We start from the raw sequence: 19,843 nt of genomic DNA on the forward strand, positions 1-19,843 counted from the left end.
TAAGGTTTGCTGTAGGGGAAGGAGTCGAACCTTCACGAAGCAGTTATTTCCCTTTTACGGTATTTCCCAAATCTTCGCCACCGAGACGAGGAGGTGTGTCTGCCAAATTTCACCACCCTACAGTGTGTCAGCGCTCAGTATTTCCCGATTGCTTAATACAAATGTAAGGCAAGCCATTATTTTTTGCAAATATTTTAATGATTTATTTTAATTTTTATGTTATTTATAATTATATTTGAATTTTATTAACATTATAATAATTACAAATGGAAAATCGAACTCAAAATTTCGAACCTGATAATCTCGATTTGCAAATTCTGGGCATATTAATGGAAGATGCCACTATTCCCTATACCGAGATCGCGAAGAAATTGATTGTATCCGGCGGAACTATACATGTGAGGATGAAGAAAATGCACGACCTGGGAGTTATCAAAGGCTCGCATCTCATAATTGACCCTCAAAAAATTGGTTATGATATCTGTGCATTCCTTGGTATCTTCCTGGAAAAGGGATCTCAGTATAAAGATGCGGTGGAAAATCTGCGGAATATTAAGGAAATAGTAGAGCTTCACTATTGCACTGGTCTCTATAGCATGTTCGCGAAGATCATCTGCAGGGATACCAATCATTTAAGGCACGTACTCAACGAAGATATTCAGGGTGTGAAAGGCATTCAGCGTACAGAAACGTTTATATCACTTGAGGAAAGCATTAAACGCCAGATCACATTACAATAAATCTGATTGGAGATGTTGTCTTCTTATTATTAGCATGATCGCACATCCTTCGTTCAAACGGTACTTTGAACGAAGGATCTACGAACAAGACCCTAACCAGACCTTAACATGGGATCCTGTCGTTAGAGAAAAGAGAATTTTCTATTTAGCTTCTAAATACATTACGTTTTTAACGGCGGCAATTACTTTTTCAGCATTAGGAAGAGCTTCCTTGATCAGCGTCGGAGCATACGGCAGCGGTACGTCAGCACAGGCTACACGAAGAACCGGTGCATCCAGGAAGTCAAAAGCATCTTTCTGAACTTTAAATGCAACTTCCGTTGCAATGGATCCTAATGGCCAGGCTTCCTCTACAAAAACCATTCTGTTGGTTTTCTTTACAGAGTTAATAACTGTGCCGTAATCAATCGGACGAACGGTACGAAGATCGATAACTTCGGCATTAATGCCTTCCTTTGTCAATTCCTCAACAGCCGGCAATACCACGCGTGAAAGCATTTTACCGAAAGTAACAATCGTAACATCAGTACCTTCCTTAACAATATTTGCTTTACCTATTTCAAGGTAATATTCTTCTTCAGGAACCTCTCCTTTGTCGCCATACATCACTTCGGACTCCATAAAAATTACCGGATCCGGATCAATAATAGCTTGTTTTAACAAGCCCTTGGCTTCGTATGGCGTGGACGGTACTACCACTTTAAGGCCCGGGCAGTTAGCATACCAGTTTTCAAAATTCTGTGAGTGCTGCGCTCCAAGCTGACCGGCGTTGCCGGTTGGGCCACGGAAAACTATCGGGCAGGGAAATTGCCCGCCGCTCATTGAAAGAACTTTGGATGCAGCGTTAATCACCTGATCTATTGCCACAAGAGAGAAATTGAATGTCATAAATTCGATAATGGGATTTAATCCATTCATCGCAGCTCCAATGCCTATACCAGCAAAACCAAGCTCAGCAATAGGTGTATCAATGATGCGCTTAGGGCCAAATTCATCCAGCATACCCTGACTAACTTTGTACGCTCCATTATACTCAGCAACCTCTTCGCCCATTAAAAAGATCTTGTCGTTTTTACGCATCTCTTCATTTAATGCTTCGCGAAGTGCTTCTCTGAACTGTATTTCTCTCATCTGTAATTCATTTTGGGAATGCAAATATACCTATCCATTAGGAATTATCAATTACGAATTACGAATGCGGATTGTAAAAATCAGGATTGCTTACTTGATAATTGAATTTTCCCAATTATCCTGCAAATCTCTTCAACATCTGACTAAATTAGATTCCTGATCCGGATAATATTAAAATTTGAACAATTCGGTAGATCCATCCAGCCAACGGTTCCTGTTTCGCTACCCTGACGCATGAATTTCGCAATTAATTACCTCTGGCAAATTTTCTTAAACGGACAATACTTACAGATATCCAAATTAGTAGTTTGAACGAAAGGTATAGTTTTATCGAATATCTCATTCAGCTTTTCGCTTAGCTTTAGTTCAAACTGTTCTTTAAAATGATCCAGGTTCTGATCTGATAGCTTCAAGCCATCACGCCGCCTTTCAGAAAAGAGCGTTCCGTTTTTGAGATCCTTTACTGTGTAAAGGTGAGGTTCAACACCGTTGACCGATCGTGACTTTTCGTATACATAGGTGTAAAATAAGGTTTGAATAAGCGCTTTGTTCTGCCCTCTGCCCTCATCATCGAAAAGCCCTTCAAAATCTTTATATCTCAGTTGGTCTTTCCCTGTCTTATAGTCTACAATTCTCAGCTTTCCGTCCAGCCGGTCGACCCTGTCGATAATTCCAAGCAAGCGTACTTCCTCATCTTTGCCATCGACCCTGACACTAAACAATGGGGCATAACTGTCTTTGTTTTCCAGTTCTATTATGGTGAACGGAGCCAAGGCTGCATCATGCCTCAGGATCTTAAGAGCGTATTGTTCTATAACCTTTAATATGATCTGCTGGAGAGCATCCTGCTTTCTTAAAGGATTAGCCGCGTCAGCATTCAACTCTGCTGCAAGAGCATTCTGACACATTGCCGTAAGGTTCTTCTCCTGCATTTTTATAAATCCGGCAGTAACTTCTGATCCCACAGAGCTGCGGTAAAAGGTTTCCATTACCGAATGCAGCATTGTTCCCACAAGATTGGAACCGATCTGGTCGGGCAGGTCATCGGGTTCTTTTAAACCAGCGATCCTGCTAAAGAAAAATTTCAGGGGGCAGCTAACATATTCTGTAAATGCTGATGCTGAAATCTTTTTATCGTATCTGATATCTGCGTTTCGCTGCAGGTATTTGTATAACCTCTCTAATACAATTCCCTTCTTTTCTACAATAATTGCCTGTGTTCCATAATTTTCTACAGATTGGTTTCGCTGAACTGCGTCGCGAAAACGGCATTGGGTTTCAAACCGGAGCTGTTTAATGAACCGGCTTTCTTCGCCCGTACTTTTCTCGTCCGTGATACCATTGTAAACCAGGGTGATTTTCTTTGCGCAATGAAGAAGGCGATAGAAAAAATAAGAGAATATTGAATTTTGATTTTCTAATACAGGCAACCCAAAAGCCCGGCGTACATTGTCGGGGATGAATGAAGGTGTGATGCTTACCTTTGGCAGGACACCCTCGTTCATTCCCAATACGATCAGCTCATCAAAATCAAGGCACCGGCTTTCAAGCAAACCCATTACCTGGAGACCAGAAAGAGGCTCTCCGTCAAACGGCACTGATAAGCCGGCCAGGGCTCTCCGTATTGTGCGGAAAACAAACTTTGCATCCATCTCAACGCCTCCCGGGCTTGCATTCAGCTCCTCAAAATTATCCGACAGAATATTTAATGCTTTTATTGCCTCGGTTATTAACAGGCTATCCAATTTTCGCAGCTGATCTATCTTTTCTGAGATGATCAGAAGCAGGCTGCCAAGGTTCCGGATCGTTTCCGAAGGGCTTTTGTAAACCGAAAAACATAACCCGGCAGCTTTTCCCAGCCCATGAAGATCTTTCAGCTCGAATCTTGATCTCTTCTCGTGGGTTATTTTTTTATAAATGTTATTTCGCAGATCGTCCTCAAGGTTAATCAGAGGATTGAAAATGAAAATCATCACCTGGTGATAGGCTAACGTAAGCCGGTCTCCGGAAGAGATTTCCTCCTGAATGTTAAGCCAAAGATCGCATAAGCCGAAAACGGCCGACTGCCCGAAGGGGTAGCCCATGGTAATATTTAGATTATCATCGGTGACCGTTTGCAAAACGGGAAGCAGAAGGCTTTCATCGGCAAGTATTATCGCCCTGGAATCAGAGTCGACCGCCGACTTATTATCCCCCAGCAAGTCAGTAAGCAATTTTCCCTGTGCAACATTTCCCAAAGCCTGGACAATGGTAAATTCCTTTGCAGGATCGTTTATTCTTGCCGCAGGCAGCTGAAACTCATTTTTCAACCCTACCGTATTGATATTTCTCCGGATGAAATGACCCGCCTCCTGTTTTTTATCGGAGTAGTAATGCTCGTCAGCGTCAAAATAAAAAGAGCATAGGCCATCGTTCTGCCAGTTCTTAAACAGGAGCTCTTCAGCTTTAGACAATGCATTAAATCCTACGAAAACCACATGAGGAAACTGCCTGATAAATTCCTGCTTTCCGGACCGGCCTTCTGCAAGATCCCGGTACATTTTCGCGCTGGTCACAAGGTCTTGTTCTCCCAGCTTATCATGAAAGTTCTTATAAAGAACGGGCATGCGATGCCACATTTCAATAAACTTTTCCTGTACCTTACTCTGCTTCTCCTGGGAAAAGGAAGCCCAGAACGACCTCATAAAGTCCAGTTGTTCTTCATCAAAATTCGGAAACTGATGCTGCAGCTCGGCGATACTACCTATCAGGTTGAAAACCTTAGCCGGGTCAGCTAGATAGTAATCAATTTGTGAAAAGTCGGAAACAATGATCTCTGCGAGCGGGTAAAATACGTCGGCGCTTACTGTTTCCTTTCCTTCTGATGCCAGCAGCAGATTGTATTCGCTGAACAGCACAAAAAACTGCTTCAATGGGGAAGAGCAAACCTTGGAGGTTGACAGCGCTAAAAATTGCTGTATCGTGTAAAAATGTGGGCTCCAGATGGGTTTCCCGCTAATCTCAGACAGGTATTTTTTAAGAAAAAGTTGCGGCCGTTTATTATTAAATACAATTGCAACGTCCTGAAGATCGTTCCCGAAACGGTTCAGCAAGTCTGAGGCAACGCGATATAGAAATTTGTCCTGTCCCATATCAAACTTTTTGGAGTTTCCCGTCCCGGGCATACCACAGATAGGCGTGTACTTCCCTAAACTCGCCCATTTGCAACAAGCTGTTGCGATAAGATTTAATTTCCTCAATATATTTTGCCTGCTCCTCGCCGAACTTAAAGTCAAGCAGCACTGCATGATCATCAAAGACAAATAACTTGTCCGGACGTTTCACCACCCCATTTTCAAGTATCATATCTTTTTCACTGATCACAAATTTTGCGGTATTAAACCAAAAGCTGATCTGTTCATGCATCAACACCTCCAGAACTGTCTTTTTTATTTCCTCCTTTTCGGAAAGCCTGATTAATCCCTCCTGCACTTTCTCATTGATCAGCTTATCGAGGGTTTCAAGATTACTTATCGTTTCAAGAAGACCATGTAATACCACACCCTTTCTCTGTTTGGCATTATACCAACTTTCCTGCTTTTGATTGTTTCGCCTAAACTTTTCGGTCAGGCGCTCGTTGACCTGGTAAGAACTTACTATCAAGCTCTCGGTTTCGGCCACAGAAGCGTCCTCATATAACGTTGTACCGCTGCCTAATATAAAGCAATTGTCGTCATTGTTAAATTCAAGCTTTTGCCCGGCCGGCGATGACAGCATCTCCGACAGTATAATCTGGATATCATTAGGTACACCTGTTTTTGGCCTCGGCGGGAGAGTAGGACAGATGAGGCATAAATAATCCTTAGCACGTGTCGTAGCTACGTACAACGTATTAATTATATCCATATAATTAAGGAGCATCTCTTCGAAATGTCCCTGAGCGAATACTGTATTTGAAAGATTTTTGCTGTATTCAACAGGAAGCAAATTAAATTTATCGAATCCTGCAGCGTTGGAATCGACCCATAACAGTTTTCTGATAAAGCCGCCACTATAAATATTAAGTTTCCAGTTAACGAATGGCACAATCACAGCCCGGAACTCAAGACCTTTGGATTTGTGAACTGTCATTACCTGCACAGCATCCTGGTTCGCAGCAGCTGGCAATGCTTTTACAGACCCTTCCGTATCCCACCAATCTAAAAATGCAGCCGTTCCCTGATCGCCTGCACTCGAAAAAACAGCAACCTGATCTCTGAATGCGAGCAAAAAAGGAATGTGATTTGAAATATCCCCCAGCATGTAGATCCGGATCAATTTCTCGGTAAGCTCATTAACCGGAAGCTGTCGAAATGAGTGAAATTCTTTACAAAGCCGGGCTGGTAAAATGTCTTCGAGCTCAGCGACAGGTTTCATCGTTAGTTCGATCCAATCGATCCCTTCCAAAGCTATAAAGTCGCTGCCAGGATTCTTGATCTGCTGCCAAAGACGGGCGCATTCGGCTTTGTAAATCCCGCTATCCTGGTCATGAGTGGCCAGGATCCTAAAGGTACTTATCAGCAGCTGCACAGCAGGGTTGTTTACTATCTTTAAAGCTTCGCCAGAGATGACCTGAAAAGTTTTGCCGGCTGCCCGGCTAAGCCTGTCCTGGTTCTTTTTATTAAAAATGCATTCCAGGATCTCTTCCGCCTCCCTGTTAACTCTAACCAGAATCCCTATATCCTTCATGGCAATTCCGGTTTCCAAAAGCTCTGCGAGCTTGTCTATGGTATACGCTGCCGCCGCACTATGATCTTCCTCCAGATCCGGATCTTCATCTTTCGAGAAAAATTTAATTTCAACTCTGCCTCCCGGCCTGGTATTTTCTGTGGACTTTTGATAGCTCCCTTCATAAGCCTTTTCAATCAGTTGATTATTTTCCAGGTTCCACATCTCATGCAAATGATCGCGGGCATTTTCCGCGAAAACCTGGTTAATCTGCTGCTGCAGGATTTTCGGGAGTTGTGAATAAAGGAAATTGTTAAACTGAATGATAATAGCTGAGCTCCTGCGGTTGTATTCCAGATTTTCCTCATCGACATTCGCACTCAAAAGGTCGCTTCGGACATTGTTATGGAGGATACGCCAATCCCCATTCCGCCATCGGTAAATAGATTGTTTGACATCTCCCACTACAAGGTGCTCCGGCTTGTCACCCTGGCTCTCTGCAATAGCATTTTTGATTAAGGGTAGAAAATTCATCCATTGAAAGGTGCTCGTATCCTGGAACTCGTCGAAAAGAAAATGTTTAAACTTATTACCTGTTTTCTCCCAGATAAAAGACGGGTTGTCGACATCGGAGCCGGTTATTCCTTTCAGCAGGTGCTGGGCGTCACTTATTAACAAGGCGCGGTTCTCTGACCGGTAGTTTTTTAGCAAGTCTGCCATTCCCTGCATTAGGCGCAAGTACGAACTGTTTTTACTGATGGCGAGATAGGTTTCATACTTTTCACCCCCCTCGCTGTAACGTGTCTTTAATTCCTTTATTTCCGGATTAAGGCGATCGTAAAGAGACTGAACAGCACTGGTATCGGTTAACTTACTATTTGGCCATTGCTGAAAATCATCTACTAATTTATCAAGTGCCTTAATTAGTCCGATATCTTCATTAATGATCTTATCAAGCTTAAACAAAGGATGCCTTGATTTTTGATTAAGTTCGTCAACCAGTACCCCTGAATCATCAAAGGCTTTTTTTATATTTTGCGTGCGATTTGATAAATCGGCTTTAAACTCCGAAATGCCGGTGCTTACAATTTGGCGCAGGCTATTAAACTCTTTGCCCTGCTCATCACCCATAGCCAGCATTGCTTCCTGAAAAGGATAATAACGCTCTTTGAAGATCTCGTCAGCAAGATCCCCGAGCGTTTTTTGATAGTCCCAATCCTTACCATCGTTAATCCGGTCAATAGCCAGGTTAGTTACCCATTCCAGCAGATCGGGATCTTTTTCAAGATGCAGGTTCAAGGCTTTTATAAGTTCATCCTTAACCTTGTCCTGATTCATTTCCAGCTTGTAGCCGCTATCAAGGTTCAGTTCAAATGCAAAACTCCTGATTAACTGCTGGACAAAGCCATCGATTGTATTTACTGAAAACCGGCTATAATCATGTAATATGCTGCTGTATATCTCCGATGCTCTTAGACGGACGTCCTGGTCGCTTAGATCCGGATAGTTTTGCTGAAGTATGCCGCTAAACTTTGACCTGGTGTATCCGGAGGAAGCAAGCTCTTCGAGCGAACTTAGGATCCGCTCTTTCATTTCGGCGGTAGCCTTATTTGTAAAGGTAACCGCCAGTATTTCGCGGTATTTCCCCACGCCGCTAAACAGCAGAATGAGATAATGGGCTGTTAATGAAAAAGTCTTTCCAGAGCCTGCAGACGCACGTATAAGTTTAAGAGGTTTCTGTCGGACCATTATCTTCTTTAACGAAGCTCACGTTAGCGCTAAAACTCAGTGTTTCATAACGGTCACTGAGTTATACCATCTCCGTTTTTGAAATTAGTGCTTACGCTTACAGGCAATTTACCACTTGCCTTCAACTTTCCTGCAATAACTTTCGCACTGGCTCTCTGAGCTTCTTCTGAATTCTGATAATTTACCAGGATGGTTTTAGCCCTTTCAATACCCGGCAAGCCTGCGATTGTATAAGGATTAGCAAATAAGACCATTGTACTGTTCATCTTTGCCAGTTCGGCGATAAAAAGCTTCATGCCATCATTGAAATCTAAGGCGGCGGCTGGCCTCTTTCGCAAATCGTGTATTGCTACTATAATCTGATCATAATCGCGAAGCTCCCTGGTGACGTTTGCAATATCTTCTGCGGATGCATTCTTTGACAGCAGAAAATTCATGCTATTTCCAAGATCCGGCTTAAGCATATTCTGGAAGGTCGTCAATGTAGCTGGACCCATACTTACCAGGGCAGTCCTTTTATTTTTGTCAAGGCTCCTGATCTGCGAATCACTATTTAAAACCGTAACAGCTGCATCAGCTAAACGCTGGTTGAGCACCAACGCTTCCGCACGGTTCAATTCGGCGGCTACATCAGTTGTCTTGAGCGGTTGAACATTATCCAGTCCAACCCAATATTTCGCAGTAAGCACCTTCCTTACACTTTCATTCACCTGTTCCCAGCTCAATCTTTTGGTTCTGATCGCTTTTCTTACCAGCCGCACCGCCCTTGCAGTATTTTCTGACAATTCTATCACATCGTTACCTGCGATAATAGCCCTTACGTCAGCCTCACCATGAGGGAAAAATTTCACGACACCTTTCATTTCCATCGCGTCTGAGAAAATCAGGCCTTTAAATCCAAGATCCTCTTTCAGGATGCCGGTTACGATAGGCTTCGATAAGGTGGAAGGCAGATTTTTCGTGTTATCAAGTGCCGGAATATTCATATGTGCAACCATAACGCCGGATGCCCCCTGCTTTATAAGCTCTTTGAATGGATATATTTCCAGCGAGTCGAGTCTGGCCCTCGAAAAAGGCAGCTGAGGCAGATCATAATGTGAATCGACATCTGTATCACCGTGACCGGGAAAATGTTTGATACTAACCATGACCTTATTATCCTGTAATCCTTTCATATAGGCTCCGGCTTTGGTTGCTACATTAAATTTATTGTCCCCAAAAGACCGATACCCAATTACGGGATTTTTTGGATTGTTATTTATGTCGGCGTCCGGCGCAAAATTGACGTGCATGCCCAGACGTTGGAAGTCTAAGGCAACCTGCCTTCCCATCTCATAAATAAGGTTATTATCCTGGATAGCCCCTAAAGTCATCTGATATGGAAAAGATACTGTACTATCAAGCCGCATTCCTAATCCCCATTCTGCGTCCATCGCTATCAATAAAGGCACTTTGCTACGCGACTGGTATTCATTCGTCAGGATAGCCTGCCTTCCCGGACCGCCCTGAAAGAATACGAGTCCGCCAATGCCCTCCTTCTTAATAACCCTTCCTACAGAATCCTCGTACGCTTTGCCCTTGTCCGTATGTGCACGAACCATAAACAATTGAGCTATGCGCTCTCGCCTGTTAAGCTTGTCAAAGACAGAATCTACCCAGGCATTTGAATCGTTTAAAGATTCTACAAAAGATTTTGGAGTCTGTGCGAGCCCGATAAACGGAAGTATCAGGAAAATAGCCAGTAAGCAGCTCTTTAATTTACAATACATGATTGTTTAATAGATATTAATGAAATTATAGTTGAGGAATAAACTTAACAGAAGCAAAACTAAGAAAAAAGTCACGCTCAGGCTTAATGAAATACTAAACAACCATACAGAGAGGTCATCTTTTAAGCGCAGTTTTAAAATTCTGCGGACGTAGTAAATCCCTGGAATATTTATCATAAAATAAAAGGCTATGAGCAAGGCCAGGTACATTTTCGCGCAGTATGAAAAGCAAAGATAAACAAGAACAAAAATTAATACCGGAAAAAGGATACAGCTCCTGCTTAAAAAAGCGGGGAGCTGTATTCAAATACTGCTACATGCTGTCGCGCTTGGATGTATCAGTAACAACGGAATCAACCAGGGTGGTGTCGCTCATCATCGTATCAACCGCCATGCTATCTACGCTCGCGGAATCCGTTACACTGCTCCCTTCCTGGGTTGCACTACAGGATGATAATGCTGTAACTATTGATCCAGCAACGAGGCCGATCATTAATAGATTCTTCATAATTGTAGTTTTTGAGATGTAATTGTTTATGATTCAGTTCAGTTTACAAAACCCTGAATCTTGATTTTTGATTTAATTATTTGAAAACACAAAGAGATTTAACCAAAAAAAGTCTGTTATTCAAATACTTATATAAAACTAAGACCGTGAAGCGATTGAAAACAGGGAGTATCCGATTTCCTGAACAGTTGGTTATGATTGAAGTTATAATTCAGGCTAGGTATGCAGGATTATTAAATGATTGTAAATCAACCCCTAAAACTGTATTACCGGAATTAACGAACTATAAACAACGTTATTGGCATGATGTTTTCATAATGAGCTGCAATTATTAATAAATAGAATATATCATCATGAAAAAAATAATGATTTTAGGCGCGGCACTGCTATTTGCAGGTTTCGCACAGGCACAAAGCCCACAGGTTGGAGTTAAGGCAGGAGTTAACTTTGCAAAATTTGCAGGTGATCCGGACCCGGAAAGCGAATTCAATACTGGCTTAGCAGCCGGGCTATTCGTTAACATTCCTTTATCATCGGCATTCTCTTTTGAGCCGGCAGCGGAATATTCGCAAAAGGGTGCTGAGTTCACTACAGCTCTTAACAGCGAAGTTAAATCGAAGATTACCTACATCGATATTCCTTTGGTTGCCAAATACAATGTTACCCCGGCATTTGGATTGTTCGCTGGACCACAGGTTTCCTTTTTCCTGGATCAGGAAACGAAGCTTGTAAACGGTAATTCTACGACCACATTTGAAGGAAGTAACGATTCTTATCGTAAATCGCTGGCGGGTGGTAAAGTAGGTCTTAGCTACAACTTCGGTTCAGTAATGCTAAACGCAAGTTACGCTACGGATTTCCAGAATCTTTATACTGATGAATCAGGAAACAGCGATTTGAAAAACCAGGTCATCAACGTAGGACTGGCTTTAGGATTTAAATAAAGAGCCCCTTTAAATTACAAAAAGAGCCACCCGTTTACGGATGGCTCTTTTTTTATTTCTTGGCTTGACCCTCTTATTCACCATGAATTAAGATCTCAGATATCTTCCATCCTGCAACACCCTTCTTAAACTTGAAGGTAAGCTTATAGGTCCCGGATATATCGTTACCATCAGACAGTGTACCCTCCACGGTATAATCAGCCGACCCGCCTGCACCGATACCGGCAACCATAAATGCTTTGTTACTGGCAGAGGCCTTCGTTATATAATATACGCCTCCCGTGAACGCGTGTATCGTTGTTTGTCTATCCAGCGTTTGGCCATTAGGGACATACGTCACACACTCGGGGGTAAAATTTACGTCCATCCAGGCCTTGTCCTTTTTGGACATTGCAACAGCAAAACCGTCTGTAAGCACAGCCAGATCTTCCTTATCATCAACTGCTGAAAAAGAGAAACCTTGCGAAAAAACAAGGAGAAACAACGCGATGAGTACTGCTACTTTCCGTGAGAAACCGCGCATATTACAGGTACTTCGTTATCTCAGGCGACATTGGTGTAACTGCTGATCTAAACCTGTGAATAAGCTGACCCTTCTCATCAATCAGGAATTTTTCAAAGTTCCATTTAATATCGCCGGTAAAATCCGGGTTAGCGGCTGTGGTTAAATATTTGAACAATGGATTGATATCATCTCCTTTTACGCTGCTCTTTTCGGCCAGCGGGAAAGTTACTCCAAAATTTTTCTGACAAAATTCCTTAATGTTTAGATTCTCGCCCGGCTCTTGCCCACCGAAGTTATTTGCAGGGAACCCAATTACTACTAATTTGCCTTTATAAGTATCGGCAAGCTTTTGCAGATCAGCATACTGCTTTGTATATCCACATTTTGACGCGGTATTTACAATAAGGATTTTCTTGCCTTTGTACTTTTTAAGATCCAAAGCTTTTCCATCAATATTTTGGACCTTGAAAGTATATATCGTCGATGGCGCTGTCGTCAAGGCCATGGCCAGAATTAATAGGAGTGTTTTCATAAGTACTTAATTTATTTTTATGGCTATGAGATTCGCATGAGCTCCAACTCACGGCAGTTTCATATTATAAAAATACGACATAAGTATTTAAAAATTAAAGTTTTTACCTGTGCTATTGTATGAATATTACACAATTAGGATTTTAAACGCTTTCCATCCGTTTAAAATCCTAATCTAAATCCGTGTTACCTTGGAATAACAAACTGAGGCGCTGTTGTTTGTTTCTTTTTAAACAGATATTGTATCCCAATGTTCAGCGCGTAGTCAGCGAACGCTGCGTCTCCCTGCTTGAAGGTTCCGGTTGACTTCTGATAGTCCAGATCCGTAACACTTTGCGGACGATTTCTTCTCAGTGCCACAGGAACATTCACATTAAAGCCTATATTTTTCTTCATGAATGAAAAACCTGGCTCCAGTGATAAAATATTTCCCGGGCGCCTGAAACCCGCACTACCACCAACGATATCTTTTACCGGGACTCCCTCATAACGTGCTCCCATTGAAATACTGCCAGACTGTTTTATCGAATAATTAATTGCGACTCTGGTGGAAAACTGATCAGGTACTGACATGATCGATTCATTGGCCAGGGTGGGACTAAGTTTTTCCCTGAAAGTTCTTATTTTATTGGTTTCTCTTGGATTAACAAGGTAGAAAGCGCCAGAACTTAAGAACATCTTTTCACTGAGCTCCACATACAATTGGGATTCCAAAATCACCCCGAAGCCACCATCTCCTAATTGGATAGACTGATCAACGGGCCGCACTTCCGGTGTACCGTTAACCCCAACATTGTAGAAGATATCCGTTGAATTAAAATTTCCTGTAGGTAACTTCAGGGAAGATCCAAGCTGTAGATTCCAGCCTTTTGAGCCCGGTGCAAGCAGCCACTGCTGAACACCCACTCTAACATCACCTAAGCCTCTTGAAAAAGTCATATTTCGCTCAGTTCTTCCATGCTCGTACAAAGAAGATCTTGTATTTATTTGCATTGGAATGCCAAGGACCAAACTGGTCTTTCCGGATAGCCAATAATTTATTGAATATTCCCAATTATGGGAATTATTAATAACCTCAGTTCCGTTAGTGACCCTGTCTGTTTCTTCATGAGTTCCCCGAAAATGTCGGAAAGATTTAAAGTACCGGTAATTAACTGCTGCCTGGATATCGCCCTTCTCGAGAGCACCATGACTTGTACCGGCAGAGCAAACTCCAAAGTGCCTGATTGATACGCAGCCCTGCCCGTAAGTATAAGTTGCCAGATAAAAGAAAAATAAAAAGAGTAAAGGTTTTTTCATATTGCGTTATTTAAATGAATATTGATTAAGGTGTGTGTACGATTAATTACAAAATGCCTGAAAGTAAAAATAACACCCCTTACTTAGATGTGAATTCAGAGAGCGCATTCTTAAAGCGTACTTAATTCCTTGTTTTACTGTTGGTTTGAATTAAGACGAATTAAAGTTAATAGAAAAATAGATCGAATAAGATTATTTGTGATTTTGTTTTTTCCATCCATAAAATTTCTTTTGAAAAAGCGGTTAACAACCTATATAAATAAAAAAGCCGCGTTTTCACGCGGCCTCCTCAATTAACATACTGTTCAAACTAAAACCGGAAACTAACACCGGGCATTAAGAACATCTTTCGCCTTTTACACGCTGTGTATATCAACAGACACTTCGAACTTTCAGGCTTTAAGAACATCCTCCCTGCGTACCGCAGTTCAAACACTTGTAACAAGTACCTGATCTTACCATAATGTGGCCACAGTTACCACATGCTGGTGCATCTGACTGGCCTCCACCTGAAATATCCAGAACAGGCTTCAGCTTCAGGTTCGATGCGGGCGCGGGGTTGGTAACCGACGCTTCCGCAAACGTATTGCTTGTGTCATTATTTACATCCTCATCGCTCATCTGCGGATTTCCGAGGACAGCATTCTGCTCCGTGATCACGTGAACCAGGTCTGTACGGCTCAGATACTCGTAGCCAAGCATTCTGAAAATATAATCGATAATGGACGTTGAGCTTTTGATATTGTCATGGCCACTAACCATTCCTGAAGGCTCGAAACGAGTGAATGTGAACTTATCAACGAATTCTTCCAACGGAACACCATACTGTAATCCCACAGACACAGCGATTGCAAAACAGTTCATCAATGAGCGGAATGTTGCACCTTCTTTGTGCATATCCACAAAGATCTCACCTAAAGTACCATCCTCATATTCTCCGGTACGAACAAATACAGTCTGTCCGCCAACAGCAGCCTTTTGAGTGAATCCACCACGTTTGCCAGGCAAGTTCTTGCGTTCTACCACCGATGATAATTGTCTTTTGAACTTCGTATCAGTGGAACGTTCCAGGATTGCTCTTGCGGCCTCGAGTACCTGATCCGCGGTTAGGTCGCTCAATTTAACGTTCGCAGCCTGACCAAGAACCTCTTCCACTGTATCCAGCTTATCTTCCTTGCTGTCTGCAGATTTAGTAGAAAGAGGCTGAGATAATTTACAACCATCCCTGTAAAGCGCATTTGCCTTTAAAGCAAGCTTCCACGACAACTCATAACAATCTTTAATCTCATCAACTGTCGCCTCGTTCGGTAAGTTGATCGTCTTGGAGATCGCGCCTGAAAGGAATGGTTGAGCAGCTGCCATCATCTTGATATGACCATGTGCATGTATAAAACGCTCACCTTTTTGTCCGCATTTGTTAGCACAGTCGAAAATCGCATAATGCTCTTCTTTCAAATAAGGCGCGCCCTCGACGGTCATTGTACCACAGATATATTCATTTGCTTCCGCGATCTGCTGACGGTTAAAACCGATAGCCCGTAATAAGTTGAAATCCGGTGAAGAATATTGCTCAGATTTAAATCCTAAACGGTTCAGACACTCTTCACCAAGGCTCCATTGATTGAACACAAACCCTATTTCGAAAGCTGCCAGCAAAGATTTATCGATCCTCTCAAGCTCATCCTGCGTAAAACCTTTAGCTGCAAGACTATCGAAATTGATATGTGGTGCTCCTTGTAAAGTAGCCGCGCCTTTAGCATAGTTAACGATAGCCTCAATTTCGTGCTCCTGGTAACCCTGATTACGTAAGGCTGCAGGTACGCCCTGATTGATGATCTTAAAATAACCGCCACCAGATAGCTTCTTAAATTTCACTAAAGCAAAATCTGGCTCAATTCCGGTCGTATCGCAATCCATCACCAGGCCGATTGTTCCGGTTGGTGCGATCACAGTAGTTTGAGCATTGCGATAACCATATTTTTCACCCAACTCGACAGCCCTATCCCAGGAATTACATGCGGCAGACAACAGATAATCAGGGCAATACTTTGGATCAATTCCCGGAGGCGCTATCTCCAGTCCCTCGTATGAATCGTTATTATAAGCAGCATAACGATGATTGCGCATTACACGCAGCATGTGCTTTTTATTCTCGTTATATTTCTTGAATGTTCCTAATTCTTTCGCCATTTCAGCCGAGGTTGCATAGGCTGTACCAGTCATTACAGCTGTTATTGCACCGCCAATTGCACGGGCTTTATCGCTATCGTATGGAATACCGGCAACCATCAGCATAGAACCGAGGTTAGCATAACCCAAACCAAGCGTACGGTAATCGTAGGATAGCTGAGCCACTTCTTTCGACGGGAATTGAGCCATCAATACAGAAATCTCAAGAACCACGGTCCACACACGACAAGCGTGTTCGAAACCTTTCACATCGAATATCAGTGTTTGAGGATCGAAAAAATGTGCAAGGTTGATTGAGGCAAGGTTACACGCAGTGTTATCCAGGAACATATATTCCGAGCATGGGTTAGATGCATTGATACGACCGCCTTCAGGGCATGTATGCCATTCGTTAATGGTTGTATCATACTGAATACCCGGATCCGCGCAAGCCCAGGCCGCGAAGGAAATATCATTCCATAATTTTTCCGCTGAAATAGATTTAACCGGATTTCCGCTGATGCGTCCGATCAGGTCCCAGTTTCCGCCTTCGTTTAAGGCTTTGAAGAATGAATTCGGAACACGAACTGAATTATTGGAATTTTGGCCGGAAACTGTACGATAGGCTTCACCTTCGTAGTCTGACGAGTAGCCTGCAGCTATTAATGCGGCTACTTTCTTTTCTTCCTCAACTTTCCAGTTTACGAAGCCCTCAATTTCCGGATGGTCCAGGTCAAGACAAACCATTTTAGCAGCTCGTCTGGTAGTTCCTCCCGATTTGATCGCCCCTGCAGCACGATCTCCTATTTTAAGGAACGACATTAAGCCCGATGAATAGCCTCCGCCTGACAGCTTCTCGCTTTCTCCGCGGATAGCAGAAAAATTAGTACCCACACCCGAGCCATATTTGAAAATGCGTGCTTCGCGAACCCAAAGATCCATGATACCACCGTCATTTACCAGATCGTCGTTAACCGAAAGAATGAAACATGCGTGAGGCTGCGGACGTTCATATGCAGATGTTGATTTTTCCAGCTTGTCTGTTTCGGGGTTTACAAAATAATGACCCTGAGGCTTTCCTGTAATTCCATAAGAACTGTGCAAGCCTGTATTAAACCATTGAGGAGAATTAGGTGCAGCAAGCTGACCAACAATGGTGTAAACCAGCTCATCATAAAATATATTAGCATCTTCTTTGCTGGCAAAATAGTTGTAACGCTCGCCCCAGACCTTCCAGCAGTTAGCCATACGGTGGGCTACCTGTTTGATACTGGTTTCAGACGAGGTTGAACCGTCTGGCTGCGGTACTCCTGCTTTACGGAAATATTTTTGCGCAAGGATATCTGTAGCTACCTGGCTCCAGCTTGCCGGGACTTCCACATTCTTCATTTCGAACACCGCATCGCCCGCCGGGTTCCGGATAACCGATGTACGTTTTTCATAGTTGAACAGATCATAAACGTCTACTCCTGCTTTTGTGAAGTAGCGCTGGAAACCAAGACCCTTTCCGGCTCCTTTTGCGGCTGTGTTTGAAGATGCTTTACCCATAATTATATAATTGATGTTGTTAGTGAGATCGTTGATGTTGTTAGTGAGTGACTTACCTCCTGAAAAAAGTTTAGAGGTTTTTAATCAAATCTATCAGTTGGCGGGATTTATATTGAATGAGAGTTTTCCACAGCTTGTTAGTGTATCGATACACCAGCACTTCTTGTACCAGTAATGGTATGGTTTAAAGAAACTTAAGGGTGTGGAAAACTCAAAAAAAGACCCAATTTTCAGGGTTTATATTACACAAAGCCGGGGATAAAAAAAGCCGGCAAATGCCGGCTTTTTTTATCCCCGATTACGATGTACCAGCGTTGTCCTTACTCGATAAAAGTAACCTTGATCATATTTGTCTTACCCTTTTTTTCAATGGGAATAGCCGCAGTATTAATAACCACCTGACCTACTTCGACCAGCTTTTCAGATTTAAGGATCTGGTTCACTTCCCGGATAGTTTTGTCCGTGCTTTCAAACTTATCATAAAAGAACCCACGAACTCCCCAGAGTAAGCTTAGGGTATTCAAAAGTTTCACATTACTGGTGAAAATAAATGTAGCCGCCTTGGGACGATAGCTTGAAATCTCAAAAGCCGTGTAACCAGACGACGTCATAGAAATAATCCCCACGGCATTAGTTTTCTCTGCAAGAAATACGGCTGATCCGCATACTGCATCACCCATATAAGTAGGTGATTTAATATTCAACTTCTTCGGATTATTAAACGGATAATCAGTTTCTTCAACGTTCCTTACGATCTTCTGCATCGTTTCAATTACTATGATCGGATAATCACCAACCGAAGTTTCGCCGCTGAGCATTACTGCGTCGGCGCCATCAAGCACCGAGTTTGCTACGTCGTTCACCTCCGCACGCGTTGGGCGGGGCGAAGTAATCATACTTTCAAGCATTTGAGTAGCCACGATAACCGGCTTTGATGCAGCACGGCATTTCTTCGCTATCATCTTCTGAAGCATAGGAACCTGCTCCATCGGCATCTCAACCCCCAGATCTCCTCTCGCCACCATCACACCATCAGTAGCCTCAATGATCTCATCAATATTGTCTATCGCTTCCGGCTTCTCTATTTTGGCAATAACACGGGCTGCATTCCCGCTTCTTGCTATAATGCGCTTTAATTCTATAATATCATCAACAGACCTGACAAAAGACAAGCCAATCCATTCCACATCATTCTGTAAAGCAAACTCAAGGTTATTAAGATCCTCTTCTGTCAGGCTTGGAATCGAGACCTTTGTATTTGGAAGGTTAACTCCTTTGCGGGAAGTCAGGTTTCCTCCGTAAACAACCTCACACTGCACAGTATCCTTATTATTGGTTGACAAAACCCGCATCTGAATCTTACCGTCATCAAGAAGAATTATCTCCCCTGCACGAACGTCGCTCGGAAAGCTCTGATAGGTGATATAAATCTGCTTATCATCACCCAGAAGCTCCTTTGTAGTGATTTCGATCTTTTGCCCGCTAACCAGATTTATCCCTCCGTCTTTAACCAGTCCGATACGGATCTTTGGTCCCTGAAGATCAGCAAGAATGCCAACGTTAGTCTTATATTTCTTATTTATGTCACGGATTATATCAATCACCTTTTGATGATCTGCCTGGCCCCCGTGGGAGAAATTTAGTCTGCAAACGTCTACACCTGCCTTTATCATACTCAGCAATACTTCTTTCTTGGAAGAGGCAGGGCCCAGAGTAGCCACTATTTTAGTTCTGTTATGAACCGCTTTCATCTTTATGTGTTTTGTTTAAAATTTGAAGGGAATAGTGTACAATTGACACCATTCAGCCCGCTAAAATATGAGATTTTCTTTGGATTTCAATTTTCTGGGGTCAACTTCGGCTGCCACAAGCACCTCCGAAATCCGGTTTAACCCACTCAATATATCCCTCAGCTCATCTTTATCGATGTAATTACGTATCAGCAAAAAGAAATCTACCTGCTTCATTTCAGGAACTAAAAAACCTTCTGTTCCTTTATTAGCAAGCACGTAAAATTCCGTTTCCGACTCCGGTATCATATAGAAGTATCTGCTGAAATAAAATAATTCTTCATCGGTACTGAATAACATTTCTAAATCATTAATTTTAGTAAAGTCGGTACCCAGCTGTTTGTTAATTTTATAACAAAGCATATAATCCCTGAGTTGTGTTGTTATAGCAATCAGCACAAAGTCAAGGTCTAATTCGAATTTTAAGATAGTTTTATTCAAGGCTGTGTGAAAAATATAAAATTACAAAAGTAA

General features: G+C 42.5%; 13 protein-coding genes. 2 read left to right on the forward strand and 11 right to left on the reverse strand.

From position 1 onward, the window contains the following. Positions 1–266: 266 nt before the first annotated feature. On the forward strand, positions 267–740 hold the full coding sequence (locus P2W76_RS02200; protein ID WP_276345840.1) for an Lrp/AsnC ligand binding domain-containing protein: 474 nt from the start codon (positions 267–269) through the stop codon (positions 738–740). Between the two features lie 141 nt (positions 741–881). Here the strand turns inward: P2W76_RS02200 and P2W76_RS02205 are convergent, their stop codons facing one another. From P2W76_RS02205 to P2W76_RS02225, 5 genes are all read right to left on the reverse strand, one after another. Next, positions 882–1,871, reverse strand: coding sequence for a pyruvate dehydrogenase complex E1 component subunit beta (locus tag P2W76_RS02205; protein ID WP_276345841.1), 990 nt, complete (start codon positions 1,869–1,871; stop codon positions 882–884). Between the two features lie 251 nt (positions 1,872–2,122). Then, positions 2,123–5,002, reverse strand: a complete 2,880-nt coding sequence (locus P2W76_RS02210; protein WP_276345842.1) for a PD-(D/E)XK nuclease family protein — start codon at positions 5,000–5,002, stop codon at positions 2,123–2,125. A 1-nt stretch (position 5,003) separates the two neighbouring features. Continuing rightward, positions 5,004–8,306, reverse strand: a complete 3,303-nt coding sequence (locus tag P2W76_RS02215; protein WP_276345843.1) for a UvrD-helicase domain-containing protein — start codon at positions 8,304–8,306, stop codon at positions 5,004–5,006. A 53-nt stretch (positions 8,307–8,359) separates the two neighbouring features. After that, a complete protein-coding gene (locus P2W76_RS02220; protein ID WP_276345844.1) occupies positions 8,360–10,075 on the reverse strand; it encodes a glycoside hydrolase family 3 N-terminal domain-containing protein in 1,716 nt (571 codons plus the stop codon). Between the two features lie 313 nt (positions 10,076–10,388). Beyond that, complete coding sequence (locus P2W76_RS02225) at positions 10,389–10,583, reverse strand: hypothetical protein (protein WP_276345845.1); 195 nt, start codon at positions 10,581–10,583, stop codon at positions 10,389–10,391. Positions 10,584–10,936: 353 nt separating this feature from the next. Here P2W76_RS02225 and P2W76_RS02230 point away from each other — a divergent pair, with 353 nt between their 5' ends. Next, positions 10,937–11,527, forward strand: coding sequence for a porin family protein (locus P2W76_RS02230; RefSeq protein WP_276345846.1), 591 nt, complete (start codon positions 10,937–10,939; stop codon positions 11,525–11,527). 73 nt (positions 11,528–11,600) lie between these two features. Here the strand turns inward: P2W76_RS02230 and P2W76_RS02235 are convergent, their stop codons facing one another. The 6 genes from P2W76_RS02235 to P2W76_RS02260 all read right to left on the reverse strand — a co-directional run bounded on the left by P2W76_RS02235 (position 11,601) and on the right by P2W76_RS02260 (position 19,810). Next, positions 11,601–12,050, reverse strand: coding sequence for a hypothetical protein (locus P2W76_RS02235; protein WP_276345848.1), 450 nt, complete (start codon positions 12,048–12,050; stop codon positions 11,601–11,603). A 1-nt stretch (position 12,051) separates the two neighbouring features. Further along, complete coding sequence (locus tag P2W76_RS02240) at positions 12,052–12,564, reverse strand: glutathione peroxidase (RefSeq protein WP_276345849.1); 513 nt, start codon at positions 12,562–12,564, stop codon at positions 12,052–12,054. Between the two features lie 185 nt (positions 12,565–12,749). Beyond that, positions 12,750–13,862, reverse strand: coding sequence for a hypothetical protein (locus P2W76_RS02245; protein ID WP_276345850.1), 1,113 nt, complete (start codon positions 13,860–13,862; stop codon positions 12,750–12,752). A 399-nt stretch (positions 13,863–14,261) separates the two neighbouring features. Next, positions 14,262–17,579 (reverse strand): vitamin B12-dependent ribonucleotide reductase, encoded by a 3,318-nt coding sequence (locus tag P2W76_RS02250; RefSeq protein ID WP_276345851.1) that lies wholly within the window; start codon positions 17,577–17,579, stop codon positions 14,262–14,264. Positions 17,580–17,899: 320 nt separating this feature from the next. Then, entirely contained in the window at positions 17,900–19,330 is a 1,431-nt protein-coding gene (pyk, locus tag P2W76_RS02255) for a pyruvate kinase (protein WP_276345852.1), read from the reverse strand. Between the two features lie 60 nt (positions 19,331–19,390). Then, positions 19,391–19,810, reverse strand: coding sequence for an IPExxxVDY family protein (locus P2W76_RS02260; protein ID WP_276345853.1), 420 nt, complete (start codon positions 19,808–19,810; stop codon positions 19,391–19,393). Between the last annotated feature and the right edge of the window lie 33 nt (positions 19,811–19,843).

The sequence above is a fragment of the Daejeonella sp. JGW-45 genome (assembly GCF_029360805.1).
Lineage (GTDB): Bacteria > Bacteroidota > Bacteroidia > Sphingobacteriales > Sphingobacteriaceae > Daejeonella.

Excerpts from the sequence above, each read along its gene's own strand:
- pyk (WP_276345852.1), bottom strand. The coding sequence starts at position 19,330 with ATGAAAGCGGTTCATAACAGAACTAAAATAGTGGCTACTCTGGGCCCT.
- P2W76_RS02225 (WP_276345845.1), bottom strand. The coding sequence starts at position 10,583 with ATGAAGAATCTATTAATGATCGGCCTCGTTGCTGGATCAATAGTTACA.
- P2W76_RS02240 (WP_276345849.1), bottom strand. The coding sequence starts at position 12,564 with ATGAAAACACTCCTATTAATTCTGGCCATGGCCTTGACGACAGCGCCA.
- P2W76_RS02245 (WP_276345850.1), bottom strand. The coding sequence starts at position 13,862 with ATGAAAAAACCTTTACTCTTTTTATTTTTCTTTTATCTGGCAACTTAT.
- P2W76_RS02210 (WP_276345842.1), bottom strand. The coding sequence starts at position 5,002 with ATGGGACAGGACAAATTTCTATATCGCGTTGCCTCAGACTTGCTGAAC.
- P2W76_RS02200 (WP_276345840.1), top strand. The coding sequence starts at position 267 with ATGGAAAATCGAACTCAAAATTTCGAACCTGATAATCTCGATTTGCAA.
- P2W76_RS02235 (WP_276345848.1), bottom strand. The coding sequence starts at position 12,050 with ATGCGCGGTTTCTCACGGAAAGTAGCAGTACTCATCGCGTTGTTTCTC.
- P2W76_RS02215 (WP_276345843.1), bottom strand. The coding sequence starts at position 8,306 with ATGGTCCGACAGAAACCTCTTAAACTTATACGTGCGTCTGCAGGCTCT.
- P2W76_RS02205 (WP_276345841.1), bottom strand. The coding sequence starts at position 1,871 with ATGAGAGAAATACAGTTCAGAGAAGCACTTCGCGAAGCATTAAATGAA.
- P2W76_RS02230 (WP_276345846.1), top strand. The coding sequence starts at position 10,937 with ATGAAAAAAATAATGATTTTAGGCGCGGCACTGCTATTTGCAGGTTTC.
- P2W76_RS02220 (WP_276345844.1), bottom strand. The coding sequence starts at position 10,075 with ATGTATTGTAAATTAAAGAGCTGCTTACTGGCTATTTTCCTGATACTT.
- P2W76_RS02250 (WP_276345851.1), bottom strand. The coding sequence starts at position 17,579 with ATGGGTAAAGCATCTTCAAACACAGCCGCAAAAGGAGCCGGAAAGGGT.